This window comes from Rhodococcus sp. ARC_M12 (assembly GCF_022810385.1).
Taxonomy (GTDB): Bacteria; Actinomycetota; Actinomycetes; order Mycobacteriales; family Mycobacteriaceae; genus Rhodococcoides; species Rhodococcoides navarretei.
The window spans coordinates 81,352-105,841 of the sequence record NZ_JALGQI010000004.1 but is presented as its reverse complement, the minus strand read 5'-3'; the positions used below and the strand labels follow the sequence as shown (position 1 = coordinate 105,841).

Here is a 24,490-nt window from a genome sequence, read left to right as displayed (position 1 = left end):
TTCGGCCATCATGCTGATCCCCCTGCTGCGCACGTATCTGGCTCCGTACAAGATGCCGATCGTCGCGCTGGTCCTGCTGCAACTCGTCGCGACCTTGGCGGCGCTGTTCCTGCCCAGCCTCAATGCCGACATCATCGACAACGGTGTGACCGTCGGCGACACGGGCTACATCGTGTCCGCCGGCGGAGTGATGCTGTTGGTGTCGGGAGTGCAGATCATCAGTTCTGCCGCAGCGGTGTTCCTCGGTGCTCGCACGGCCATGAGTGTCGGACGTGACCTGCGCGGGGCCATCCTGCACCGCGTCGGCACGTTCTCTGCTCGCGAGGTCGGCCAATTCGGCGCCCCGTCGCTGATCACCCGCAACACCAACGACGTGCAGCAGGTGCAGTTGTTGATCATCATGGGCTTCACCATCGTGGTGATGGCTCCCATCATGTGCATCGGCGGCATCGTGATGTCACTGCGTGAGGACATCAGCCTGTCGTGGATTCTGCTCATCGCAGTGCCCGGCCTCGCGATTGCAATGAGCTTGATCATCGTTCGGATGGTGCCGGCGTTCCGCTCCATGCAGAAGCGCATCGACGCGGTCAACCGCGTATTGCGCGAACAGATCACCGGGATTCGCGTCGTGCGGGCCTTCGTTCGCGAACAGTTCGAGGTCGACCGTTTCGGTGCGGCCAACACCTCGTTGACCGAGACGGCACTCAAGGTCGGTCGGTTGATGGCCTTGATGTTCCCGACAGTCATGCTCATCAGCAACGTCACCAGCGTCGCCGTCATCTGGTTCGGCGGTCACGCCATCGACAACGGCACGATGCAGATCGGTTCGCTCACTGCGCTTCTGAGCTACATCATGCTCATCCTGATGTCGGTGATGATGGCGTCGTTCATCGCGATGATGGTGCCGCGCGCATCGGTGTGTGCCGATCGCATCAGCGAGGTTCTGGCCACCGAATCCTCGGTGGTGCTGCCCGAGAATCCCCGGACGTTCGTGTCCTCACCGGGCACGGTCGAGCTCGTCGGGGCCGAATTCTCCTATCCCGGAGCCGAATACCCGGTGCTGTGCGGGGTGAATCTGACTGCCGAGGCAGGCAAGGTCACCGCCATCATCGGCGGCACCGGATCGGGTAAGTCGACTCTTGTCAATCTGATTCCACGGCTGATGGACGTCACCGGCGGTCAGGTGCGGGTCGGCGGTGTCGACATTCGCGAACTCGATCTGGACCTGCTGCGATCGGAGATCGGATTCGTGCCGCAGAAGCCGTACCTGTTCTCCGGCACCATCGCCAGCAATCTGCGGTACGGCAAGGCCGACGCCACCGACGCAGAATTGTGGGAGGCGCTCGAGATCGCCCAGGGTGCCGACTTCGTGCGCGCGATGCCCGACGGCCTCGAGACTGCCGTCGCGCAGGGCGGCACCACCGTATCGGGAGGTCAGCGCCAGCGGCTCGCCATTGCCCGGGCGCTGGTACGCAAGCCCAAGATCTACCTGTTCGACGACTCCTTCTCCGCTCTCGACCTCACCACCGACGCCAACCTTCGCGCGGCGCTGCGTCCGGTGACACGAGATGCATGCATGATCGTTGTGGCTCAACGAGTGTCGACCATCGTCGACGCCGACCAGATTCTCGTGCTCGACGACGGAAAGCCGGTGGGCGTGGGTAACCACGAGCAACTGATGGACACGTGCCCCACCTACGCCGAAATCGTCGACTCCCAGCGGCAAGTCGCAGGTGCACTGTGACCGACATCGACACCACCAAAGATTCCACAGCCGGCAAGGATTCCGCGGCCGAGCCTTCCACCGAGAAGAAGAAGGGCAGCCGCGTCGCGAAGGCGCTGCCGGCCACGAAAGCCAAGAACTTCAAGGGCTCGTTCAAACGCGTCGTCGGTTTGCTCGCTCCGGAACGATTCCTGCTGAGCCTGATGCTCGTGCTGGGAATTGTCAGCGTCGTCCTCAGCGTGGCTGCGCCGACCGTCCTCGGGCACGCCACCAACCTGATCTTCAACGGAGTCGTCGGCGGAGATCTCGAACCGGGTCAGACGAAAGAACAAGCGGTCGAGGGCCTTCGGGCCGCCGGTAACGACACCGTCGCCGATCTGGTCTCGGGCATGGACGTCACACCCGGTGCGGGAATCGATTTCGGTGCCGTCGGAACGGTCCTGCTCTGGGTGCTCGTACTCTATGTGGCGTCTGCACTGCTGGCGTGGGGCCAGGGCTACATCCTCAACATCGCGTTGCAACGTCGAATCCTGTTGCTGCGCGGCAGCGTAGAGGCCAAGGTGCATCGCCTGCCGCTGCAGTACTTCGACAACAATGCCCGAGGCGAGACGCTCAGCCGCGTCACCAACGACATCGACAACGTCTCGACAAGCCTGCAGCAGACACTGAGCCAGCTGATCACCGGCATCCTGACCGTGCTCGGCATCCTCGGCGTGATGATCTGGATCTCACCGTTGCTCGCTCTGGTTGCGCTGCTGACGATCCCGGCCTCGTTCCTGGTGACCGCGCTGATCGCCAAGAGGTCGCAGCCGCACTTCGTGGCGCAGTGGCAGCACACCGGCAAGCTCAACGCCCAGATCGAGGAAACCTACACCGGCCACGAGATCGTCAAGGCGTTCGGCCGCCAGGCGGAGGTGGAACGCGAGTTCGGTGACCGCAACGAGAAGCTCTTCCAAGCAGGCTTCCGGGCGCAGTTCATCTCCGGTCTGATCATGCCGATCATCATGTTCCTCGGAAATATCAACTACGTCGTCGTCGCCGTCGTGGGCGGTCTTCGCGTGGCGTCGGGAACACTGAGCCTGGGCGAAGTGCAGGCGTTCATTCAGTATTCGCGGCAGTTCACTCAGCCGCTGTCGCAGGTCGGCGCGATGATCAATCTGATTCAGTCCGGAGTCGCGTCCGCCGAACGCATCTTCGAGGTGCTCGACGCCGACGAGGAAGACCCGGACGTCGTGCCTGCGTCCAGCCCGACGGAGCGTCGCGGACGCGTCGTGTTCGACGACGTCTCGTTCAGCTACTCGCCGGAGCAGCCGCTCATCCAGAATCTATCGCTCACCGCCGACCCGGGACATCTGGTGGCGATCGTCGGACCGACAGGAGCCGGCAAGACCACACTGGTCAACCTGATCATGCGGTTCTACGAGATCGATTCCGGCCGAATCACACTCGACGGTGTCGATACACGCCAGATGACGCGCAACCAGCTGCGCTCACGAACCGGCATGGTGTTGCAGGACACCTGGTTGTTCGGTGGCACTATCCGCGACAACATCGCCTACGGCGACCCGACCGCCAGCGAGGAAGAGATCCTCGAAGCAGCTCGGGTCAGCTATGTCGACAAATTCGTCCATTCGTTGCCCAACGGATACGACACGATCATCGACGAGGAGGGCAACAACGTCAGCGCCGGTGAGAAGCAGCTCATCACCATCGCCCGTGCCTTCCTGGCCAAGCCGCTGATCCTCATTCTCGACGAGGCCACCAGCTCGGTCGACACTCGCACCGAGCTGCTGGTGCAGAAGGCGACGGCAGCGCTGCGAAACGATCGCACCAGTTTTGTTATTGCGCATCGCCTCTCGACCATTCGTGATGCCGACACCATCGTCGTGATGGAGAACGGCAGCATCGTCGAGCAGGGCAATCACGAAGAATTGCTCGACGCCAAGGGTGCGTATTACCGGCTCTACAGCAGTTGAGTGCGCCTCCGCCGCAGTGGCGTGAATAAGTGCCGCAGAGGGCACTTAACCGCACCACTGCCGCGCAGCGGCATACTGACGCGGTGAGTTCCTCCAGTTTCGGCTTCGATATCGGCACCCGGCTCGACGGTGAGCTCGGGCGCACCGGCACCATCCACACCCCGCACGGAGACATCGCCACCCCCGCGTTCATCGCGGTGGGCACCAAGGCGACCGTCAAAGCGGTGCTGCCGGAGGCGATGAAGGAGCTCGGCGCGCAGGCTGTGCTCGCCAACGCGTACCACCTGTATCTGCAGCCGGGCTCGGACATCGTCGACGAGGCAGGCGGGCTGGGCAAGTTCATGAACTGGCACGGTCCGACGTTCACCGACAGCGGCGGATTCCAGGTCATGTCGCTCGGCGTCGGGTTCAAGAAGGTCATCTCGATGGACGCCACGCGCGTGCAATCCGACGACGTCATCGCCGAGGGCAAAGAACGTCTCGCGCACGTCGACGACGACGGAGTGACGTTCAAATCCCACCTCGACGGCTCCAAGCATCGGTTCACCCCCGAGGTGTCGATGCAGATTCAGCATCGCCTCGGAGCCGACATCATGTTCGCGTTCGACGAATTGACGACGCTGATGAATACCCGCGGTTACCAAGAGAAATCGGTCGATCGGACGCAGGCGTGGGCCAAGCGGTGCGTCCTCGAGCACGAACGTCTGACGGTCGAACGCGCCGACAAGCCGTACCAGGCGCTGTTCGGAGTGGTGCAGGGCGCGCAGTACGAGGATCTACGACGCAAGGCCGCGCACGATCTCGAAACGATCACCGGAGAGACGGGACGCGGCTTCGACGGCTACGGCATCGGCGGCGCACTCGAGAAGCAGAACCTCGGCACCATCACCCGGTGGGTGAACGAGGAACTGCCCGAACACAAGCCGCGGCACATGCTCGGGATCAGCGAACCGGACGATTTCTTCACCGCCATCGAGAACGGCGCCGACACGTTCGACTGCGTCAATCCCTCACGCGTGGCGCGCAATGCGGCGATCTACGTGCCGTCGGGACGCTTCAACATCAACACTGCCAAGCATCGACGCGACTTCACCCCGATCGACGAGAACTGCGACTGCTACACCTGCGCGCACTACACCAAGGCCTATATCCATCACCTGTTCAAGGCCAAGGAAATGCTTGCGTCGACGCTGTGCACCATCCACAACGAGCGTTTCACGGTCAAACTGGTCGACGACATCCGAGCCTCCATCGATCAGGGACGCTTCGCGGAATTCAAGACGGAGTTCCTGGGTCGCTTCTATGCATCGAAGACTGCGTGAGCTGATTCTCGAGCTCTGAAATGCGCTGTAGCAGTTCCTGTTCCCGTTCGGCTGCTTTGCGCTGGTAGACCTCGGAGAGGTCCGCGAGGTATGCCGCGTCGTAGCGGGGGATGATGCTGCGGGTGCAGTTCCAGTCGAAGGCCTCGACGTCGATGACGACGCTGCGTTCACACGTGGCGGCGACGGTCGTGTCGCCGATCTTTCGCAGTCGGTCCAGCAGTTCGGGATCGTCGGTCTTCTCGACGGTACGTGCCCGTCCGTAGAGCTTGAGGCGTTGACGCTGAGGGTAATTCACCAAGAGCAGGGCGACGCGGTCGTCGTGATCGAGATTGGCGGCGGTGACGTATTGATGGTTGCCGGCGAAGTCGGCGAATCCCAACGTTCGGTCGTCGAGCACCTGCAGGAAGCCTTTCGGCCCACTTCGATACTGGATGTAGGGCCAGCCGGACTCGGCGACGGTGGCGATCTGGAACTGATCCAGCGCGCGAATCATGGCCTTCTCGCGAGTGTCGAGAGGCGTCGGGCCGTCATCGGGTCGCTCGGTCTGTGAGCCGTAGGCGGTGTAACTGCCGTCGACCTTCTGTCGCGCAATCGCAGCGGGACCGAACATCAGATGGTGATAGTGGTTGCTCTGCAGCACGGGTGTCACCTTAGGGCAATCCCCGTGTTGTGCGACTTCAGGCCGCTGCCGGGTGCCGGCGACACCTGGCCGCTGACTCGGCGAGGTAGCCTATTACTACCGAGTGTGTAGTAGCAGAATCGCCGTGGGGGTCCACCATGAACGACGACGTCTTACCTGTGAGTTCGTCCCAGGCCGACATCTGGATTGCCCAACAGTTCATGCCGGACGTGCCCTTCACCATTGCGTACTACGTCGACATCATCGGCGCTGTGGACGTCGACGTGCTTGTCGAGTGCGGCAGTCTGGCGCATCGAGAGTTCTCGTCGTCGACGATGCGAATCATCGAGGTCGACGGCAGTCCGAGGCAGCGGTTCGAGCCTCGGGAGACCGAAAGGGTCGAGATCCTCGATCTCCGCGGACACGACCGTCCGGCCGATGCGGCCATGCAGTGCATGAACGACGATTGTCGGACGCCCTTCTCGATGGACGGACAGCTGGTGCGGTTGCGTGTCCTCCGCGTCGGGGACGGTCGCGTCTTCTGGTACACCAGAGCCCACCACATCGCGCTCGACGGTTATGCCTCGATGAAGGTGCTCGAGCGGGCCGCGGCCCTGTATGCCGCGGTGCAAGGCGGCGTCGAGCCACCACGGATCGATCCGACGACTCCGGCAGCCCTTCTCGCCGAGGACGAGCGCTACCGCACCTCCACCCGCGCACGACGCGATCGAGCGCATTGGGAGTCGACCGACCCGGGATATGCCGGGCCTCTCGGCCGGACGGCTCGGCCTGCGTCGGTGCCGATCGTCGTCGGCGAGGATAGGTCGATCTCTCCGGCCGCTCCGGGTCATGCCACGTCGACCGTGGTGATCGCGGCATTCGCTGCCTTCCTCTCGCGCATGAACGATGTAGACGACGTCGATCTGTCTCTGCCGGTCTCTGCGCGGCCGACGGCGATGCTGCGCCGGGCCGGATCGTCGTTGTCGCATGTGGTGCCGTTGCGGTTGCCGGGCATCGGATCGGCGACAGTGAACAACGTGATCAAGTCGGCCGAGGTGGCGGTCGGAGCCGTGCTCCGACACCAGCGCAGCAGGCCGCCGGTGTCCGAGCGTGGGAATGCCCTGCACGCAGGGCGTTTCGGTCCGACGATCAACGTGATGATGTTCGCGAACACCGTGGCCGTCGGGGACTTCGACGGCGAGATCAACATTCTGACCACAGGCCCCGTGTCGGATCTTGCCGTCAACATCTATTCCGGTCGAGGCGGAGCGCGTCCGCGCATCGACTTCGAGGCCAACCCTGCCGCGTACACACCGAGCGACCTCGCTCGCCACCACGAACGGTTCCTGCACTTTCTCGACCGTTTTGCCGAATCCGGCTGCGGGGACACCGCGGTAGCAGACCTCGACCTGTTCCTGCCCGAGGAGCCACGAACGACGCCCGCGTCGGTGGGCGCGACCACGACGGAACAGGGATCACTGAACGAGGTGTACTCGACGGCAATCACACAGCACAGCAATCGAATTGCACTCCAGGACGCCGACGTCTCGATCACCTACGGAGAACTGGCCGCACGAGTCTGCGCACTCGCATCCACCTTGACTGCCCGAGGAATCGGTACGGAGGACCGGGTCGGTGTGCGCATCGGCCGATCTATCGAGGGGGTCGTCGCGTTCTGGGCGATCGCACGCGTGGGTGCGGTGTACGTTCCGGTCGACCCGAATCATCCCCGCGAGCGGGCACACTTCGTGCTGCGTGACAGCGGGGCGGTGTTGGGTCTGCGCACGGGCGGCGGAGAGATCGGTGAGGTGGAGTGGCTGAACCTCGATGATGTTCTCGCGGAGGGAGGCCCGGACGATGAAGCTGCGCCGACGACACCGCACCACGCGGCATACGTCATCTACACCTCCGGCTCCACCGGCACTCCCAAAGGCGTCGTCGTGACCCACGATGGCATCGCTGCTCTGGTGCAACAGATTCGGAGCAGCTACGACATCGACGCCGAGTCACGAGTCTGTCATCTCGCCTCACCCGGATTCGACACCGCCATCGTCGAAGTGCTTGCTGCAGCAACCGCGGGCGCGGCCGTGGTGATCGCACCGCCGGATAGCTACGGCGGCGCAGAACTGTCGGATGTGATTGCTCAGCAGGCAATTACCCATCTGCTGATCACGCCGTCGGCTCTGGCGACGTTGGATCCTGCGGCACTGGCAGGTGTCGGGACTGTCATCATCGGCGGTGAGGCGGCACCGCAGGACGCGGTCGACCGTTGGTCGGTGGGTCGACGACTGCTCAACGCCTACGGCCCCACGGAGACGACCTGCAGTGTCACAATGACCGAGCCACTGCATCCGGGCAGCGCGGACGGGATCGGACGAGCCATGGTGGGTGCGGTGATTCACCTTCTCGATCGCACTCTGCGGCCCGTTCCGTCGGGCGCGGTCGGCGAGATCTACATCGAGACTCCCGGCGTTGCGCGCGGATATCTCGGCCGCACCGCGGACACAGCGGCGCGTTTCGTCGCGAACCCGTTCGGCAGCAACGGGAGTCGGATGTTCCGCAGTGGAGATCGGGCACGTCTGCGCGGCGACGGTACGCTGGAGTTCCTCGGCCGCACCGACGATCAGATCAAGATCCGGGGAAATCGTGTCGAGTTGGGCGAGATCGACGCAGCGTTACGGGCGCATCCGGAGGTGGCTGCGGCGTCATCGGCATTGCGTCGCAGTCACACTGGCGACCTGCGTATCGACGGTTACGTCGTTGCGGCGAGCAGCGAACACGTGCTCGACACCGAGCACATCCGCCGGGAGCTTTCGGAACGATTGCCTGCCCACATGGTGCCGGCGACCCTCTCGATACTCGACGAGATTCCGCTGACGATCAATCGAAAGGTCGATCGCGGCGCACTTCCTCTTCCGGACCTCACCCCGTCGACGACCGGTGCTCGAACCGAGCCGTCCGGTGCCACCGAGGAGATGGTGGCCGTAGCGTTCGCGCGCGTGCTCGGAACGGACGGCATCGATTGCGCTGCGTCGTTCTTCGACCTCGGCGGCGACTCGCTGGCGGCGACCAGAGTTGTCGCATCCGTGCGGGCCGAGGCCTCGGTGGACATCGGCGTGCACGACCTCGCCGGTGCGCCCTCCGTTCAGTCCTTGGCTAGATGTATCGACGATCGTAGACGTATTGGGAGGCAGCAGAATTCGCGGCCCGAACGCGGAATGTCGGAGGGGGTAGTCGCAATTCCGCTCGCTCCGCAGCAACGCCACATCGATCGAAGCGCACGGCTTCCGCTGTACAACCTGCCGTTCACGGTCACGATTTCCGGGGAGTTCCACGCGGCGGCAGCTGTGCAGGCGATGACCGACCTGATCGATCGGCACAGCACGCTGCGGACGCGCTACCCGGATGTCGACGGTGTTCCGGTGCAGCTTGTCGAGTCGGATTCGGCGAGGGCGGTACCGAATCTGGACATTGTCGACTTCGACGACGCCGCGGTGGTGCAGACGCTGGAGCACCCCTTCGACGTGCGCACCGAGTTTCCGATCCGAGCTCGCCTGTTCGCAGTAGCGCCCGATCACCACGTGCTCGCATGCGCTGTCCACCACAGTGCAGCGGACGGGTGGTCACTGGGGCTGTTGGCGTCGGATTTCGTACTGGCTTATCACGCCAGGATTGCCGGAACGGCACCGTCGTGGCCCGAATTACCCTTGCAATACGCCGATTACAGCGTCTGGGCCGCTGACCGCGATGTGTCGGCCGATCTCGACTTCTGGCGCGCGGAATTGGCGGACATACCCAGCTCCAGGGGCTTGCGGTTGGACCGCAGTCGCACGCAGGACTGGGACTTCTCCGGCGCTCGCACGTCGCTTCGGTTCGACGCAGCCACCACCGAGAGAATGACCGATCTGGCACAGCGTTGCGGGACAGGACGATTCACCGTGCTGCGCGCAGCACTGTTGATTCTGCTCGCCCAGACGACGGAATCCACCGACATCGTCATCGGTACCCCGGTTGCCGGTCGCGACGACCCGAGACTCGAGCAACTCGTCGGAACCTTCACCAACACCGTCGCCATCCGGACGAAGATCGCCGCGGCCGCGACGGTCGGGGACGTTGTGCAGTTGGCCCGTGCGAGCGAACTACGGGCCTTCGACCATGCATCGGTGCCGTTCGAGGATGTCGTCGCCGATCTCGCTGCTGACTCGACGGATGGGCGGCACCCGATCTTTCAGGTGGCGCTGTCGTGGGACGTGTTCAATGCCGCGACTTTCGACGTCGGGGACGTGCGCTTCGAGATCACACCGCGGCCGATCGATATCGCCAAGTGCGACCTTCATTTTCACGTCACCGAACGTCGGGACGGCGAAGGGAAGACAGGAGTGGAGCCCGCGGAACGACCCAGGGGCGCTATCGGTACGGACATCGATATCGTCTATCCCACAGAATTGTTCGACGCGAATTCCGTTGTCGCACTGGGGCGACGTCTCGAGCAGATCTTGCATGCGATGGTTGCAGCACCTGACTCGGCATGGCGAGCCCTGGCAGCACTCGAACCGTCGGCGCAACTACTACATGGTGTGTAGCATGTGCGGTGCGTGAGGTGCACGCGACTTCGAATCAGCGGGAGAACGCATGTCCACCTTCAACGGTCTACCGGCCCACATTCTGCTCGTTCATTTCATCGTGGTGCTGGCACCGTTGACCGCGCTGCTCGCCATCGCGGCGAGTATCTGGTCCGGTGTGCGCAGCAGGCTCGTGTGGCTCATTGCGGCCCTGGCGGTGTTCACGTTGGTGTTGACGCCGCTGACGACCGAAGCCGGTGAGTGGCTGGAGAAGCGAGTGCCCGAGACCGCTGCGGTCGAACAGCACACCGAGATCGGCGACTGGATGATCTACTTCTCCGTCGGTCTGGTCGTCGTCGCCGCGGCACTCGTGTTCCTGCATCTGCGTGAGCGTCGCGGCAACGCGCCCGTGCGGTGGCAGTCGATCGCGGTGGTGGTCTTGGCAGTGGTGATCGGAGCGACCACAATCGTCCAGGTGTACAGAATCGGTGAGTCCGGCGCGCGCGCCGCGTGGGACGACGTATCGGTGACGGCCGGCGATGAGTGAGCCAGAGCCAAGCCTGCACGAGCACGAACCGCACGGAGATCTGTCCGGTCGGCTGAACTGGCTACGGGCCGGGGTGCTCGGTGCGAACGACGGCATCGTGTCCACCGCCGGTCTGGTCGTCGGTGTCGCAGCCGCCACCACCGACAAAGGATCGCTGCTGACCGCGGGCGTTGCCGGCCTCGTCGCAGGAGCCGTGTCCATGGCGCTCGGGGAGTACGTCTCGGTGAGCACACAACGTGACGCCGAGCGTTCGCTGTTGATCAAGGAACGCCGAGAACTCGACGAGCAACCCGAGCAGGAACTGGCCGAGCTCGCGGCACTGTACGAGGCCAAGGGCCTGTCGGCCGACACTGCGCAGACCGTCGCTCGCGAACTCACCGAACACGATCCGTTTGCCGCACACGTGGACGTCGAGCTGGGAATCGACCCGGATGCGCTGACCAATCCGTGGCAGGCGGCTGCGTCGTCGGCGGTGTCGTTCATCAGCGGGGCACTGCTCCCGTTGCTGTCCATCCTGTTGTTGCCTGCTTCGCTGCGTATCCCGGTGACGTTCGTCGTGGTGCTGCTGGCTCTGGCGTTGACCGGAACCATCAGCGCACGCCTCGGTGGAGCGCCGAGTCGCCCGGCGGTGACTCGCATCGTGATCGGTGGTGCGATCGCGATGGCCGTCACCTATGCGATCGGCCAACTCGCGGGCGTCGCGGGTATCTGAGATCAGCGGAAAATCGAGGTGGCGGCTTCTCCGGTTTCGGGTGCCACCACATCTTGGACCACGTCGAACAAGCCCACTGAGATGACGGTGAACGCAAGGATCAGAACCACTCCGGCGGCGAGGATTCCGCGGTCGGGCCGGTGCCGTGCTGGTTCGCTGAGGGCCTGCACGCGGCGAACGACGTCACCGCCGGTACTGGCGAGGGTGCGGGTCTCGTGGTCGAGATGAGCGCGAAGCAACGCAGTCCTGGCGATGGCAGACAACGTATCTCGACGGCCGAGAGTCGCTGCGCTCTCGTCGGCCTGACGCTCGGCGGCGTGCCGGACCTTCGACGGAACCGGCCGAAGAATCGGATCCAGTCGAGCCGCGATTTCGCACATCTGAATCCACACGCTGTGGCGGTGCCGTAGGTGCGCACGCTCGTGTTCGACCACGGCGCGTAATTCGTTGTCCGACAGAGCTTCCGCGAGGCCGGTGGTGATCACGACGGCACCTCCGCCGGAGGGGACGGCAAAAGCGTCGGGAACGTCGGAGTCGACCACAACGATGCCGCCCGTCGCCCGCGCCTCGTCGCCGAATTCGGATGCGATCGACGCACCGACGGCAACGCGTCGAACATGGCGGGCGACCTCGACCACACGCCAGACCATCCACGCGGAGATGATGATTCCCACCGCTATCCAGGCAAGCTCGCCTGACGCCAGCAGCACCGCGGCAACCGCGGCCAGAGATGCGGCGACTGCAAACGCGGTGACCATCGACAGGATGGGCAACAGGACGACGGCGGTCGACGGATTGAGTCGACGGTCGAGTTGATCGGCTCCGAACCCCAGCACCAGCGACAGCACCCACGGCAGGACGGCCACGACCAGGAGCAGGGTCATGGGTGGTGCTCGGCTGCATCCGACTTGGCCAGCAGCTCGCGCAGCGTCGCCTCGTCCTCGGGATCGAGTGCGGCCACGAAGTTGGCCAACACATCCGCTCGTTCGGCTCTCGTGTCGAGTTCGGTGCGCATTCGCATCGCGGCCCGCAGTGCGGGGATTTCGTCGACCGGGGCGTTGAGGGTGTAGACGAAGGACCGTCCGCGCCGCTCGCGATCGACGAGGCCCTTGCCGTGCAGGCGCACCAACGCGGTCATGACCGTGGTGTGGGCGAGCTCGGAGTCCAGATGCTCGCGGGCCTGGGCCACCGAGAGTTCCGTGTGCTCGCCGAGCAGCTCGAGGATCGACTCCTCCAACTGTCCTGACGCTCTACGCACTTCGATTCCTCACTCGATCCGACTACGTCGAGGATAGTTCAGCGGGCGGCGGTACCGACACCCGAATCGAGGTCGACTACCGCCGAGTTCAGATCAGGGCGACTCGGCCATGGTCCTCCAGTCTAGGTAAGGAGGTCTGCGTGGTCGGTGCTACGGAGGAAGTCGATGACGGCATCGCGGCTTTTCTCGAGGCACACGATTCGGTTCTCCACCACCCGCAACTCACGCGCGAGCTCCTCTGCAGCAGCGCGACCACCCATCGCCGAATAGTGCTCCGGCTCAGGAGTTTCGATGTCGAGGACGATCTTGATCATGCGCGTGGAAAGACCTGCCTCGACGAGCGCGCGCACGTGGCGTGCGTGCTCGATCTGCTCGTCGGAGTAGTCGCGGTACCCGTTTGCCGACCGCGCAGCGTCGATGAGTCCCTGCTGCTCGTAGTACCGCAGCATCCGTGCCGGTGCTCCGATCGCATCCGCTGCCTCACTGATTTTCATGCCGGGGTCCTTTCGTCGGTGGCCACCGATTTGACCTTGACAGTGATGTCAACGTTTATGGTCGCAGACGTGTTCGGCACCCGATCCTCGGGGAGCCGAAGAAAGGAACACATGACCAACGACTGGAATGGCCCGTCACGGAAGATCCTCGTCATCGGAGCCGGTGAACTCGGCATGCCCGTCCTACGCAATGTCGTCCGTCGAGCCGCTGGCGTCGCGGAATCTGCCGTCGACGTCTTGCTCCGTGGGACCACCATAGACTCGACCGTCCCGGCCAAGCAGCACGACGTCGCGGAGATCCGCGAACTCGGGATAGGCATCGTTCGTGGTGACCTGGTCGAAAACACCGTCGATGACCTCGCTGCGGTCTTCGCCGACTACGACACCGTCATCGGCTGCACCGGGATCACCGCAGGACTGGACACTCCGATGAAAGTCGCGCAGGCGGCCTTGCAAGCGAAGCTTCCGCGATACTTCCCGTGGCAGTTCGGTGTCGACTTCGACGTCATCGGCCGGGGCAGCCCCCAGGACATCTTCGACTCCCAGCTCGACGTGCGGGATCTCCTCCGTTCACAGCACGACACCGAGTGGGTGATCATCTCCACCGGCATGTTCATGAACTACCTTTTCGACGCCGGCTCCGGGATGGTCGACCTCTCGAACGACACCGTCAATGCCCTCGGGACCGTCGACACCGCAGTGACCGTGACCACGCCGGAGGACATCGGCGCGCTGACCGCGGAAATCCTCTTCGCCGAGCCGCGCATCCGTGACGAGATCGTCTTCGTCGCCGGGGACACGATCACCTACGGCCAACTCGCCGAGACCCTCGAAGGAGTCCTCGGTCGTCCGTTCGCGCTCCAGGTGTGGTCGGAACCGCTCCTGATGGCAGAACTCGGTGCAGACCCGGACAACATGACCCGGAAGTATCGCGCCGTCTTCGCACAGGGACGCGGTGTCGCATGGGACAAGGCCGACACGTTCAATGCCCGGCACGGGATCCCGACCACGACGCTCCGCGAGTGGGTCGCACAGAACCTCGCCGAGCGCACCACCACTGTTGTCGACCGTTGATGGACACGCCGATCCACTTACTTACGGATATCTAGCGGGCGGCACATTTGTGTAATACGGTGGACTCACCAGCCCACCACCTCGAGGACGATCCATGAGCGTCGAAGCCAATACTCGCGCGATAGAGAAGACTGTCGTCACCGACTTCAGTGACCGCATGAGCTACGGCGCGTACCTGGACCTCGACACGTTGCTCAGCGCCCAGAAGCCGGTCAGCACCCCGGAGCATCACGACGAACTGCTGTTCATCATTCAGCACCAGACCACCGAACTGTGGCTCAAGCTGGTGCTGCACGAGACGCTGGCCGCGCGGGCGGCGCTGGATGCCGACGGCATCGGTACCGCGCTGAAATGCGTCGCCCGCGTCAAGCACATCCAGAAGACGCTGACCGAGCAGTGGTCGGTGTTGGCGACGCTCACCCCGACTGAGTACTCCCAGTTTCGAGACTTCCTCGGCAACTCCTCGGGCTTTCAGTCGTACCAGTACCGGGCCGTGGAGTTCGTCCTCGGCAACAAGAACGCGGGCATGCTGACGGTCTTCGAGTCCGATCCGGCTGCTCACCAACAGCTTTCGACGCTATTGCACGAGCCCAGCCTGTACGACGCTTTCTGGCAGTCGTTGGCGCGGCAGGGATACGACGTACCGGCATCGGCCCTCGACCGTGACGTCACCGCGGCATACACGTTCAACGAGGACCTGATGCCGCTGATCAAATTCGTCTACGAAAACCACACCGAACACTGGGCGGTGTACGAGGCATTCGAGGAGCTCGTCGATCTGGAGGAGAACTTCCAGCTGTGGCGTTTTCGGCACATGCGGACGGTGCTCCGTACCATCGGAATGAAGAGTGGGACAGGAGGGTCGAGCGGCGTCGGATTTTTGCAGAAGGCACTCGAACTCACCTTCTTTCCCGAATTGCTCGCTGTCAGAACGGAAATCGGACGATGACGGAACGCGCGCTGGAGCTCGACAACAAGGACCCGCTCCGGAGCTATCGCGAGAAGTTCCTCGGTAGTGACGACCCGTCGATCACCGCATATCTCGACGGAAACTCGCTGGGCCGGCCCACCAAGGCCAGCGTCGAACGCATCAATGCCTTCATGACCGACGCCTGGGGCGGACGGTTGATCCGCGGCTGGGACGAGCAGTGGTTCGACCTCCCCGTCACCATCGGCGATGCCCTGGCCGACGCCACCCTCGGGGCTGCGCCCGGCCAGACCACCATCGGCGATTCGACGACGGTACTGCTGTACAAGCTGGCGCGGGCGGCGATCGCCCTGCGGCCTGGCCGCACCGAGATCGTCATCGACCGGGACAACTTTCCGACCGACCGATACTTGCTCGAAGGTATTGCGGCAGAGTCGAATATGACTCTGCGATGGATCGAGACGGACCGCCGCGGTGGTATCGAACCGGAACAACTCGCCGAGGTGGTGGGGGAGAACACCGCCTTGGTGGTGATCACCCACGTCGCCTACCGGTCCGGCTTCCTCGTCGACGTGGCCGAGGCGACGCGTATCACGCACGAGGCCGGCGCGCTGATGCTGTTGGACGTGTGTCATTCCGTCGGGTCGGTACCGCTCGAACTCGATTCTTGGGGAGTGGATCTGGCCGTCGGGTGCACCTACAAGTACCTCAACGGAGGTCCGGGTTCACCGGCCTTCGCGTACGTGCGCAGCGATCTTCTCGACGACTTCGTGCAGCCGATCTGGGGCTGGATGGGCCGGGCCGATCCGTTCGAGATGGCGCAGGGTTACGTTCCGGCACAGGGTATTCGACGCGTCATCAGTGGCACGCCGTCGGTGTTCGGGATGATCGCAATGCAGGACACCATCGAGATGATCGCCGAGGTGGGGATGGACGCGATACGCGCGAAGTCCGTCGCACTCACCGAATACGCCCTCGAACTGGTCCGCGAGATGCTGGTACCGCTCGGGGTGGAGATCGCCTCACCCGAGGACTCGAATCGACGCGGCGGTCACGTCACCATCGACCATCCCGAGTTCAAGGCGATCACCGCTCGCCTGTGGGAGCGGGGGGTTATCCCGGATTACCGTGCGCCGCAGGGTATTCGGCTAGGGTTGAGCCCTCTGAGCACCTCGTACCGAGAGGTGTATCTGGGAATCGTGGCTATCCGTGACGAACTCCGCGCCTAGCACCGCCGGGGCCATCCTCGACGACTTCGACTCTCGTCCCGGAAGCGCCACCTCACTCGTGCGCACGGTGCTCGGGGCCTACGTTCGCCCGCTCGGAGGGTGGTTCGCCATCGCCGATTTTGTCGTGTGGATGGACGCGCTCGGGGTGCCACCGGAGAGCACGCGCATCGCAGTGGCCAGGTTGAAGAAGAAGGGCGTCGTCGAATCGAGTAATCGAGACGGCCGCACCGGCTATCGCATCACCGAGCAGGCCGACACCATGTTCGCACGGGGCGACGGTCGGATCTTCAGCTTCCGGCGGATGGCCGACGGCGATCCGTTTCGACTGATCTCGTTCACCATTCCCGAGACTCAACGCGCCGCGCGCCACCAGCTGAGGCGTCGACTCACCGGAATTGGCTGCGGCACAGTCTCACCCGGTCTGTGGATTACACCCGAGTATCTCGCGCCCGAGGCCGGTGCCATCGTCGACGCGTTGGAGCTCTCGCCCTACGTGACGACGTTCGTCGCGTCCGAGATCGCGGCTCCCGGCACGCTGCGTGAGAGCGCCGAGCTGTGGTGGGATCTGGCCGGCATCGCCGATCGTCATCGGGCATTTCTCGAGGCCTTCGACGGCGGGTCCGCGGCTCGGAATCCCCGCGACGCGTTTGTCACGTTCGTGCCGTTGCTCGACGAATGGCGCGTCATTCCCTACGTCGACCCTGGCCTTCCGCCGTCCATGACGCCGGAAGACTGGCCGGGCACCCGGGCCGTCGCCACGTTCGAGACGGCCCGGGAGCGTTACTTCGACCTCAGTACGGAATGGGTCGCGTCCTAGCCATCCTGGTACGACGGCTCGCGCTTCTTGATGTACGCGATGACGCGGTAGGTGATGGGCAGGACGAGGACCTCGACGAGTGTCTTCCACAGGAATCCGACGACGACGTAGTTGATGAAGTCGGTCCATGTGCTGATGCCGATGACGCCTGCGGCGATGGCGCAGAAGATCAGCGTGTCGAAGAACTCGCCGACGACGGTCGAGCCGATCAGGCGCGCCCACAGGTGCTTTTCCTTGGTGCGTTCCTTGATCTTGACCAGGACGTAGGAGTTGAGCAGCTGGCCGACGGCAAAGCCGGCGAGGCCGGCGAGAACCAGTCGGGGCACGACACCGACGACGGTTTCGAGTGACTCTTGGTTCTCGTAGAACGAGGCGGCGGGAAGTTCGATGGCGATCCAGAAGCACACCGAGGTGAGGATCAGGGAGCCGAAACCGAGGTAGATCGCGCGGCGAGCTGCTTTGAAGCCGTAGACCTCGCTGAGGACGTCGCCGAGGATGTAGGCGAGGGGGAACAGGAAGAATGCGCCGTCGGTATTGATCGGCAGGATCTGCAGTGGTCCGAGCATGACGTCGGAGGAGGCGAAGAAGGCGACACCTTTGCTGGCGGCCACATTCGAGATCAGCAGCGTCGCGACGAAAAGCGCGACGATGGTGGGGTAGTAGCCCCGGCTGATGTGAGCGAACGTGGCCTGCCCAGACTCGGTGCCGCCGTTGGCGGCGGTGGGTTCGGTAGTAGTCACTGCTCGATCCAAGCACCGAGACGACGATGGGCGCGAATCCCCGGTGAGGGATGCGCGCCCATCGAGGCGGATTGCACGTCAGGCGACGCGGCCACCCACGGTGACGCGGTAGGCGTAGGTGCCGGCGATGATCGTGATCGGGATGGAGGCCAGCAGGCCGATGCCGAGCAGGAGTGCGCCGACAATGTTGATGCCGACCAGGGCGAGGGCCAGCACGAAAAGGGTTCCACCGTTCGAGGCAATCGCCTGAGCGCTTGCCTTGATGGCGGGAATCGGCTCGTCGCCGCGGTCGATGACGAACTGGAAGGTCCACCATGTGAAGAACGTGATGACGATGCCAGGGATGATCAGCAGGACGAAGCCGATGCTGGTGGCAATGCCGACGAGGACGCCGGCGATGATGACGGCGGCAACATTGCCGAACTGGAAAAAGGACCCGAATGCAGGCTTGATCCCGTCCACCTCGTGCAGAGCGCCGCGGACGAGTGCCGCCTGAATGAGGAGCGCGACGACGCCGACGACGACACTGAAGATCAGGCTGAAGACGACGTTGTCGGAGCTCAACACGACGTTCAAGACGCCCTGGATGATCGCGGCGATCAGGACGATGCCGACCCAGACGAGGGCGTTGTCCTTGAACTTGTTGAAGGCGTAGCCGATGGCCGTTCCCACGGACAGCTGCGTCGGCATAGGTGACTCACCGAACGCCGGTGGCGGTGGATAGTTGCCCTGCGGGGGCGGTGGGTAACCACCGGGTGGTGGGTAGCCGCCTTGCTGGGGGTAATCGCCGGGAGGAGGCGGGTAGCTGCCCGGAGGTGGGTAGTTGCCCTGCGCAGGGGGTGGGTAGTTGCCGGGTGGTGGGTAGCCGCCGCCCTGCGGCGGGGGATAACCACCGGGGTTCTGTGGATCCTTGTCGGGGTCGTAGCCGCCTGAGGTCATGGTGTCCTTCTCCCTCGGGATGAGTTGTCGCGGTCACTGTACGTCCGATTCGTGCGCAGTTGGGTCCTGTCGCGTTGCAACGTGATCTCGATCGGTCGGTAGGTCAGGTATTCGCGGGGTCGAACACCCACGGTTCGCGCGGTACCAGCGTCGGCTTCCACTGTTCGAGCAGTTCCTCGGCGTTCTTCGCATTCGGCACGCCGAGCGAGGTGGTGATGAGCGACCACGCGTCGGGCCGCTCGCGCAGCGTCACAGCGCCGTCACGCTTGGCCAGACGCTTGCCCTCGACGTTCAGAGCGAGGGGCACATGAATGTACGTCGCGGGGGTCAGGCCCAGGAGTTGGGCGAGGTAACCCTGCCGCGGCGCGGAGGTGAGCAGGTCGTCGCCGCGCACGATCTGGTCGACGCCTTGCGCGCCATCGTCGACGACGACGGCGAGGTTATAGGCGGGGACGCCGTCGGATCGGCGCAAGACGAAGTCGTCCACCTGGCCTCGGAAGAGTCCGTGCAGTTGGTCGACGATGGTGAATTCGGTTACCTGCGAAAGCAATCGGATGGCGGGTGGTCGGTCCTTCGCTGCTCTCTGGTCTGCGGTCAGGTTCCTGCAGGTTCCCGGGTACGCGCCGTCGGGTGCATGTGGGGCCGATGCGGCTTGCAGGATTTCCCGACGCGTGCAGAAACATTCGTAGGTCAGCCCGGCGGCGGAAAGCGTGCGAATCGTGGCGTCGTAGATTTCCCGACGCTCGGATTGCCGCATGATCGGCCCGTCCCAGTCGAGTCCGATGGCGGCGAGGTCGTCAAGTTGGCGTTGCTCGGAGCCGGGTTTCACGCGATCGAGGTCTTCGACGCGCATGACGAATTTTCGTTCGGTGGAGCGGGCGAAGAGCCAGGCTAGTAGTGCGGTGCGGAGATTGCCGAGATGGAGATCGCCGGAGGGACTGGGAGCGAAGCGTCCGGCGGGCATGGGAGCAGCTTAGTTTCTGGTGTGTTGGGGACCGAAGCCGTAATCCGAGTTCGCCCACGACCGAACAGATGTAGGCGTTGTAAATTGCATTTTCCGCACCGTGTTGCTAAAACACCAGCTCAGCACAATTTCCCTGTATGGGTAAGTCTGCAGACCGGATGTGGGATACACGAGATGCAGTGTTGCTGTTGCTGTGGCTGTAGGAAGAGGCTGCATCGGGACAAACGCCACCTGCGGATCGACATTAAGGCAATACAGAACACCGCCGGGTGGGCCGCGGGCCCTGTCAAAGACGATGTGATTGCTTGTGCCACAACATACTTGAAGTCGGAGGGATACAATTCTGGCCCTGAAGCGTGGGGGTCCGGGGGGGATTCGCCCGTCGATCACGTCGCGATGACGTCCTGGAAGTCGATCGCTACGCTGCTGACGGACGCCAGGATTGCGGGAATGAAGGCGTTGGCGACGAGTTTGTACCAGAGGTCGGCGCGCCCTGCGCCAGGAAGTTCGGCAGGGGTAGGAAGATCTTCGCCGCTGCGCACGGCACAATCAGGAAGACGTAGCTGTGGATCGACGGTACAAAACTCGAGATGGCGTCGGCGACCATGAATAGCGGTCCGGCAGTGAACAACCGATGATCGTGCTGCGGATCGCGTCTGCGGGGTCGATTGGCTTGCCGACGCCGGTAACGCTCAGCTTCGGCTTGCCGACCGCCAGTTCGCCGTCGCCGTTGAAGTTCTTGAACATGTTCGGCTTACGCTTTCCGAGGAACGCAAGCAGCCCCGCGGCGGCAATGCAGATAATGTTGGCGACCACGACGGCCGTTACGAGCAAATACAGATTGTCCGACGCGGATCCTCCGCTGTTGGTGGCGATGAGCTCCGAAATCGGAATTGCTCCTGCCGCCACACCTCCGCCGAGGACCGGGTCGACGACTTAGAACAGCATCTTGCCGAGCCCGTAGCCGGTGATCTGACCGATCAGGCCGAACAGTGTGAAGCAGATGGTGATGGTGATGCGCGATCCTGCCTTCATCAGCAGTTCGCGGTCCATGCGCAGGAGCTGCCGACGATCAGGGCTGCGACGACGAATTAACCGAACGCCGACAGGTCGTAAAAGTAGGCGATGGCCGTCGACGTGCTCTCGGGAATGAGATTGTAGCTCAGCAGTACCGCTGGAACCATGATGGCGAGGATGACGCCGCCGCCGATGCGGTTGAAACCTGGGATCGCGTTGCCGATCACGTTGAGTAGACCACCGATTGCGATGGTGACCGCGAAGCCGGCGGTCATGCCCCCGGCCGGCGTGAACAGATATGCGACGACCACGACGAGAAGCGCAATGGGTACGAACCACTTCATCGGTAGCCCGAGGGCGGCGTTCATGACCGGCTTTTTTCGCCACCGCCGGTGGGGTCGACCGTGGGTTCGGCCGGACGTGCTGTGGTCACGATTTCTCCTGAGCTGAGCGCGTCTGGACCGGGGGGTTCGGGCTGGACAGGGCGTAAGCCCGTCTGGACTTGCTTACTCAAGCTATGTGTTGTGAGTCACGGCGTGGATATGATTGTATACATACGGAGCTTCAGCCTGCTCTAAACCTACAACTATTGCGTTGTTTGCATACAACTAGGAGTGGAAGTGTCCGTAGCTGCAGGTCACGATGCAAGGACCACGGGACCGTTGGACGGCCTCCGGGTTGTCGAGATGGGACAGCTGATCGCCGGGCCGTTCTGCGGTCAGATTCTCGGAGACCTCGGCGCCGAGGTAATCAAGTTGGAGCAGCCCGGCAAGGGTGACCCGATGCGGGAGTGGGGACGCAGTATGCCGGAGGGTGAATCGCTGTGGTGGTCGGTCGTGGGCCGAAACAAGAAGTCCATCACCGTCGATCTGCGGACCGCCGAAGGGCAGGCCGTCGCCAAACGGCTAATCGCCCAGGCCGACATCGTCGTCGAGAACTTCCGGCCCGGAACACTCGAGAAGTGGGGTCTCGGGTACGAAGAACTGTCCGCCGCCAACCCGGGTTTGATTCTCGCCCGGGTGTCCGGATACGGGCAGACCGGACCGTACTCCTCGCGCGCCGGTTACGGATCCATCGGAGAGGCCATGGGCGGCTTGCGGTACGTCGTCGGCGACCCGATGACGCCGCCGTCACGCGTCGGCATCTCGATCGGCGACACGTTAGCCGCGGTGTTCGCTGCTCTCGGTACGTTGGGTGCGGTCTACGAACGCACACGCAGCGGCCGCGGCCAGGTGGTCGACTCCGCAATCTACGAGGCCGTGCTCGGCATCATGGAATCCATCGTGCCGGAATGGGTGATCTCCGGATATCAGCGTGAACGCAGCGGCGCGGTGTTGCCGAACGTCGCGCCCAGCAACGTCTACCCGACCGCCGACGGCGGCTGGATTCTTGTGGCCGCGAACCAGGACACGGTGTTCGGCCGCCTCGCCAAAGCCATGGGCCAACCAGAATTGGCAACGGACCCGCGCTTCAGCACCCACCGCGCCCGCGGCGAACGCCAAGAAGAGCTCGACGACATGGTCGCCGCGTTCACGGTCGAGCACGACAGCGGCAGCCTCGAAGACCTCCTCCTCGCCCACGCCGTGCCCGTCGGCAAGATCTACCGGCCCTCGGACATGTTGAAGGACAAGCAGTTCATCGCCCGCGAGTCCATCATCACCACCGACCACCCCACCCTCGGTAAGGTCCCGATGCAGAACACCTTCCCGCGGCTGAGCCGCACCGACGGCAGCGTCCGCTGGCCCGGACCCAGACTCGGCGAACACACCAGCGACGTACTCACCTCAGTTGGCCGATACAGCGACGACGACGTCGACGCACTGCGCGCCGCCGGAACCATCTGATGATCTTCGGTGAACTGCTGGCGTCCGCCAACCTCGTGGAAGTCGGGCCTGCGCGACGGACTTCAAGCAGTCCTCGACGTCCTGAGCGCCGACCGTAAACTCGACATCCTTACCGGTGTCCTCGACGCCGGGTTCACCACCGTCGAGATCACCTCGTTCGCGCATCCGAAAGTGCTGCCGCAGTTCGCTGATGCAGAGCGCCTCATCGCCGAAGCGCCGCGGCGCGGCGGCGTTCGCTACAAGGCACTCGTCCCCAATGTGCGCGGCGCGCAACGGGCCTGCGCCACCAGCATCGACGAAATCGTCGCCGTCATCCCGGTGGACCCGGGCATGGCGCTGAAGAATCAGAACGCGACGCCGGAGAAGTTGCTGGCGGACTTCGACGACATTGTTGTCGAGGCGCATCGAGCCGGCAAGACGGTCAGCGCCGCGATCGCCACCGCGTTCTTCTCCCCGTGCCGCGGGGCCGTCGACGTGGCCGAGCTGGACCACGTCGTGACGCGGGTAGTCGAGGCCGGCACAGACTCCCTCTACCTCGCTGGGACGTCCGGAATGGAGACACCCACCGAGTTCGCTGACGGAGTGCGGCGAGTGAAGGGTCGCTACCCGGGCATGCCGGTGGGCGTACATCTGCACAATCGCAACGGACATGCGGCCGTCAACGCCCTCGCTAGCCTCGCCGCCGGCGCCGATTGGCTTGAAGGCTCGTTCGGCGGACTCGGAGGAGACATGTGGTTCCCCGGCGATCCGTCCGTACTCGGTAACGCGCCGATGGAAGATCTCGTTGTACTGTTCGAATCACTCGGCATCACCACGGGTATCGACCTCGGAGCATTCCTCATGGTGGTGCAGAAAGTCGAGACCTACACCGGTATCCCGTCGTACTCGTTCGTCTCCCGCGGTGGCACCCGTCATGAACTCGCTGATGCACAATGGCCTGCATGACAGTGTGGCCATGTCCGAGCTGAGCGACACGATCTTCGAACTGATCGTCTCCGGGCAGTACGACGGCGGGGAAAAACTGAACGAAGTCGAACTCGCTAATCGCCTCGGCGTCAGTCGCACCCCGATCCGCGAGGCTCTCAAGACCCTCGCCAACACCGGCGTCGTCGTCATCGAGAAGAACAAGGGCGCTCGGGTCAACGCGTATTCGCCCGAGTCGGTGGAGGCTGCATACTCCGCTCGCTCGTTGCTTGAGCCCGCAGCGGCGCGGCTGGCGATGGATTACCTGTCGGCCGACGACCTTACTGAGCTCCGCGTATCGGCCGAGACCATGTACGGGATGGTCACCGGGTCGGCGACGGTAGCCGATATCGCCCTCGTAAACAACGAGTTTCACACATCGATCCTGTCGAGATGCCCCAACCGGCGGATGGCCGAGATGTCGCTGGGGATGCTCAAACCGATGGTCGCGTCCCGGACGTTCGGCAACTACACACCGGCCGAACTGGTACGCAGCGCACTGCACCACCTCGAGATCGTCGACGCGCTGAAACACAAGGACGGCGAGTGGGTCGAGGCAATCATGCGCTCCCACATACGATGCGGATATCACAGTGCGCTGAAGACCGTCGAAAGTCCGGCAGCGAATTAGCCGCAACTGGCGAACACTTCGGAGACGGACCGCTCCGTTGTTCGTGAATGCTCCGCCGCGCAGTACTCAACACTGGCACGGCATCGTCAGTAAGCGCGGTCCGAGCGGTTCCCTATTGCCTCCAACGCACG

23 protein-coding genes are annotated in these 24,490 nt (G+C 63.7%); 13 read left to right on the top strand and 10 right to left on the bottom strand.

The annotated features are described in order from the left end of the window. Positions 1-10: 10 nt before the first annotated feature. The 3 genes from MTX35_RS07120 (at position 11) to tgt (ending at position 5,021) form a co-directional block, all read left to right on the top strand. Positions 11-1,744, top strand: a complete 1,734-nt coding sequence (locus MTX35_RS07120; RefSeq protein ID WP_243594301.1) for an ABC transporter ATP-binding protein — start codon at positions 11-13, stop codon at positions 1,742-1,744. A gap of 95 nt (positions 1,745-1,839) precedes the next feature. Then, positions 1,840-3,699 (top strand): ABC transporter ATP-binding protein, encoded by a 1,860-nt coding sequence (locus MTX35_RS07115; RefSeq protein ID WP_243594436.1) that lies wholly within the window; start codon positions 1,840-1,842, stop codon positions 3,697-3,699. An 83-nt stretch (positions 3,700-3,782) separates the two neighbouring features. Then, positions 3,783-5,021, top strand: coding sequence for a tRNA guanosine(34) transglycosylase Tgt (gene tgt / locus MTX35_RS07110; protein WP_243594300.1), 1,239 nt, complete (start codon positions 3,783-3,785; stop codon positions 5,019-5,021). On the opposite strand, the gene MTX35_RS07105 is transcribed toward tgt, so the two are convergent. After that, complete coding sequence (locus MTX35_RS07105) at positions 4,975-5,661, bottom strand: pyridoxamine 5'-phosphate oxidase family protein (protein ID WP_243594299.1); 687 nt, start codon at positions 5,659-5,661, stop codon at positions 4,975-4,977. The two genes, tgt and MTX35_RS07105, sit on opposite strands and share 47 nt — an antisense overlap. A 137-nt stretch (positions 5,662-5,798) precedes the next feature. Here MTX35_RS07105 and MTX35_RS07100 point away from each other — a divergent pair, with 137 nt between their 5' ends. Genes MTX35_RS07100 through MTX35_RS07090 form a run of 3 tightly spaced genes read left to right on the top strand, consistent with a single transcriptional unit; the run spans position 5,799 to position 11,461 of the window. Next, a complete protein-coding gene (locus MTX35_RS07100) occupies positions 5,799-10,223 on the top strand; it encodes an amino acid adenylation domain-containing protein (RefSeq protein ID WP_279395734.1) in 4,425 nt (1,474 codons plus the stop codon). A 49-nt stretch (positions 10,224-10,272) separates the two neighbouring features. Next, entirely contained in the window at positions 10,273-10,749 is a 477-nt protein-coding gene (locus MTX35_RS07095) for a DUF2231 domain-containing protein (protein WP_243594297.1), read from the top strand. Then, entirely contained in the window at positions 10,742-11,461 is a 720-nt protein-coding gene (locus tag MTX35_RS07090; RefSeq protein WP_243594296.1) for a VIT family protein, read from the top strand. Before MTX35_RS07095 ends, MTX35_RS07090 begins: the two co-directional genes overlap by 8 nt. A 2-nt stretch (positions 11,462-11,463) precedes the next feature. On the opposite strand, the gene MTX35_RS07085 is transcribed toward MTX35_RS07090, so the two are convergent. The 3 genes from MTX35_RS07085 to MTX35_RS07075 all read right to left on the bottom strand — a co-directional run bounded on the left by MTX35_RS07085 (position 11,464) and on the right by MTX35_RS07075 (position 13,213). Further along, positions 11,464-12,345: a M56 family metallopeptidase gene (locus MTX35_RS07085; protein ID WP_243594295.1), complete on the bottom strand. Its 882-nt coding sequence runs from the start codon at positions 12,343-12,345 to the stop codon at positions 11,464-11,466. Further along, complete coding sequence (locus MTX35_RS07080) at positions 12,342-12,719, bottom strand: BlaI/MecI/CopY family transcriptional regulator (RefSeq protein ID WP_243594294.1); 378 nt, start codon at positions 12,717-12,719, stop codon at positions 12,342-12,344. The genes MTX35_RS07085 and MTX35_RS07080 overlap by 4 nt, the downstream gene beginning before the upstream one ends. 122 nt (positions 12,720-12,841) lie before the next feature. Beyond that, complete coding sequence (locus MTX35_RS07075; RefSeq protein WP_243594293.1) at positions 12,842-13,213, bottom strand: MerR family transcriptional regulator; 372 nt, start codon at positions 13,211-13,213, stop codon at positions 12,842-12,844. Positions 13,214-13,324: 111 nt separating this feature from the next. On the opposite strand from MTX35_RS07075, the gene MTX35_RS07070 reads away from it, so the two are divergent. The 4 genes from MTX35_RS07070 to MTX35_RS25980 all read left to right on the top strand — a co-directional run bounded on the left by MTX35_RS07070 (position 13,325) and on the right by MTX35_RS25980 (position 17,261). After that, positions 13,325-14,287: an aromatic alcohol reductase gene (locus MTX35_RS07070; RefSeq protein WP_243594292.1), complete on the top strand. Its 963-nt coding sequence runs from the start codon at positions 13,325-13,327 to the stop codon at positions 14,285-14,287. 94 nt (positions 14,288-14,381) lie between these two features. Then, positions 14,382-15,236 (top strand): tryptophan 2,3-dioxygenase, encoded by an 855-nt coding sequence (locus MTX35_RS07065; protein WP_243594291.1) that lies wholly within the window; start codon positions 14,382-14,384, stop codon positions 15,234-15,236. Next, the gene (kynU, locus tag MTX35_RS07060; RefSeq protein WP_243594290.1) at positions 15,233-16,444 is read left to right on the top strand and encodes a kynureninase; all 1,212 of its coding nucleotides are present in this window, start codon (positions 15,233-15,235) and stop codon (positions 16,442-16,444) included. The genes MTX35_RS07065 and kynU overlap by 4 nt, the downstream gene beginning before the upstream one ends. Next, positions 16,425-17,261: a PaaX family transcriptional regulator C-terminal domain-containing protein gene (locus MTX35_RS25980; RefSeq protein ID WP_243594289.1), complete on the top strand. Its 837-nt coding sequence runs from the start codon at positions 16,425-16,427 to the stop codon at positions 17,259-17,261. The genes kynU and MTX35_RS25980 overlap by 20 nt, the downstream gene beginning before the upstream one ends. Here the strand turns inward: MTX35_RS25980 and MTX35_RS07050 are convergent. From MTX35_RS07050 to MTX35_RS07025, 6 genes are all read right to left on the bottom strand, one after another. Then, a complete protein-coding gene (locus tag MTX35_RS07050) occupies positions 17,258-18,001 on the bottom strand; it encodes a queuosine precursor transporter (RefSeq protein ID WP_243594288.1) in 744 nt (247 codons plus the stop codon). The genes MTX35_RS25980 and MTX35_RS07050 overlap by 4 nt on opposite strands. 78 nt (positions 18,002-18,079) lie before the next feature. Continuing rightward, positions 18,080-18,940: a hypothetical protein gene (locus MTX35_RS07045; protein ID WP_243594287.1), complete on the bottom strand. Its 861-nt coding sequence runs from the start codon at positions 18,938-18,940 to the stop codon at positions 18,080-18,082. A 103-nt stretch (positions 18,941-19,043) separates the two neighbouring features. Beyond that, positions 19,044-19,904, bottom strand: a complete 861-nt coding sequence (gene gluQRS, locus MTX35_RS07040; protein ID WP_243594286.1) for a tRNA glutamyl-Q(34) synthetase GluQRS — start codon at positions 19,902-19,904, stop codon at positions 19,044-19,046. A 386-nt stretch (positions 19,905-20,290) separates the two neighbouring features. Beyond that, positions 20,291-20,446, bottom strand: coding sequence for a hypothetical protein (locus MTX35_RS07035; protein WP_243594285.1), 156 nt, complete (start codon positions 20,444-20,446; stop codon positions 20,291-20,293). A 7-nt stretch (positions 20,447-20,453) separates the two neighbouring features. Continuing rightward, positions 20,454-20,813 carry a 2-hydroxycarboxylate transporter family protein gene (locus MTX35_RS07030; RefSeq protein WP_243594284.1) on the bottom strand — a complete coding sequence of 120 codons (360 nt, stop codon included), beginning with the start codon at positions 20,811-20,813 and terminating at the stop codon, positions 20,454-20,456. A 182-nt stretch (positions 20,814-20,995) separates the two neighbouring features. Further along, positions 20,996-21,289, bottom strand: coding sequence for a 2-hydroxycarboxylate transporter family protein (locus tag MTX35_RS07025; protein ID WP_243594283.1), 294 nt, complete (start codon positions 21,287-21,289; stop codon positions 20,996-20,998). Between the two features lie 252 nt (positions 21,290-21,541). On the opposite strand from MTX35_RS07025, the gene MTX35_RS07020 reads away from it, so the two are divergent. The 3 genes from MTX35_RS07020 to MTX35_RS07010 are packed head-to-tail and all read left to right on the top strand — an operon-like array spanning position 21,542 to position 24,359. Continuing rightward, positions 21,542-22,765 (top strand): CoA transferase, encoded by a 1,224-nt coding sequence (locus tag MTX35_RS07020; protein WP_308198108.1) that lies wholly within the window; start codon positions 21,542-21,544, stop codon positions 22,763-22,765. Positions 22,766-22,774: 9 nt separating this feature from the next. After that, on the top strand, positions 22,775-23,710 hold the full coding sequence (locus tag MTX35_RS07015) for a hydroxymethylglutaryl-CoA lyase (RefSeq protein ID WP_243594282.1): 936 nt from the start codon (positions 22,775-22,777) through the stop codon (positions 23,708-23,710). A gap of 10 nt (positions 23,711-23,720) precedes the next feature. Continuing rightward, entirely contained in the window at positions 23,721-24,359 is a 639-nt protein-coding gene (locus MTX35_RS07010; protein WP_243594281.1) for a GntR family transcriptional regulator, read from the top strand. Positions 24,360-24,490 lie beyond the last annotated feature (131 nt).

Coding starts and splice junctions, on each gene's coding strand:
- MTX35_RS07120 (WP_243594301.1), top strand. CDS start 11: ATGCTGATCCCCCTGCTGCGCACGTATCTGGCTCCGTACAAGATGCCG.
- MTX35_RS07100 (WP_279395734.1), top strand. CDS start 5,799: ATGAACGACGACGTCTTACCTGTGAGTTCGTCCCAGGCCGACATCTGG.
- MTX35_RS07095 (WP_243594297.1), top strand. CDS start 10,273: ATGTCCACCTTCAACGGTCTACCGGCCCACATTCTGCTCGTTCATTTC.
- MTX35_RS07090 (WP_243594296.1), top strand. CDS start 10,742: ATGAGTGAGCCAGAGCCAAGCCTGCACGAGCACGAACCGCACGGAGAT.
- MTX35_RS07085 (WP_243594295.1), bottom strand. CDS start 12,345: ATGACCCTGCTCCTGGTCGTGGCCGTCCTGCCGTGGGTGCTGTCGCTG.
- MTX35_RS07075 (WP_243594293.1), bottom strand. CDS start 13,213: ATGAAAATCAGTGAGGCAGCGGATGCGATCGGAGCACCGGCACGGATG.
- MTX35_RS07070 (WP_243594292.1), top strand. CDS start 13,325: ATGACCAACGACTGGAATGGCCCGTCACGGAAGATCCTCGTCATCGGA.
- MTX35_RS07065 (WP_243594291.1), top strand. CDS start 14,382: ATGAGCGTCGAAGCCAATACTCGCGCGATAGAGAAGACTGTCGTCACC.
- kynU (WP_243594290.1), top strand. CDS start 15,233: ATGACGGAACGCGCGCTGGAGCTCGACAACAAGGACCCGCTCCGGAGC.
- MTX35_RS07045 (WP_243594287.1), bottom strand. CDS start 18,940: ATGACCTCAGGCGGCTACGACCCCGACAAGGATCCACAGAACCCCGGT.
- gluQRS (WP_243594286.1), bottom strand. CDS start 19,904: ATGCCCGCCGGACGCTTCGCTCCCAGTCCCTCCGGCGATCTCCATCTC.
- MTX35_RS07025 (WP_243594283.1), bottom strand. CDS start 21,289: ATGAACGCCGCCCTCGGGCTACCGATGAAGTGGTTCGTACCCATTGCG.
- MTX35_RS07010 (WP_243594281.1), top strand. CDS start 23,721: ATGTCCGAGCTGAGCGACACGATCTTCGAACTGATCGTCTCCGGGCAG.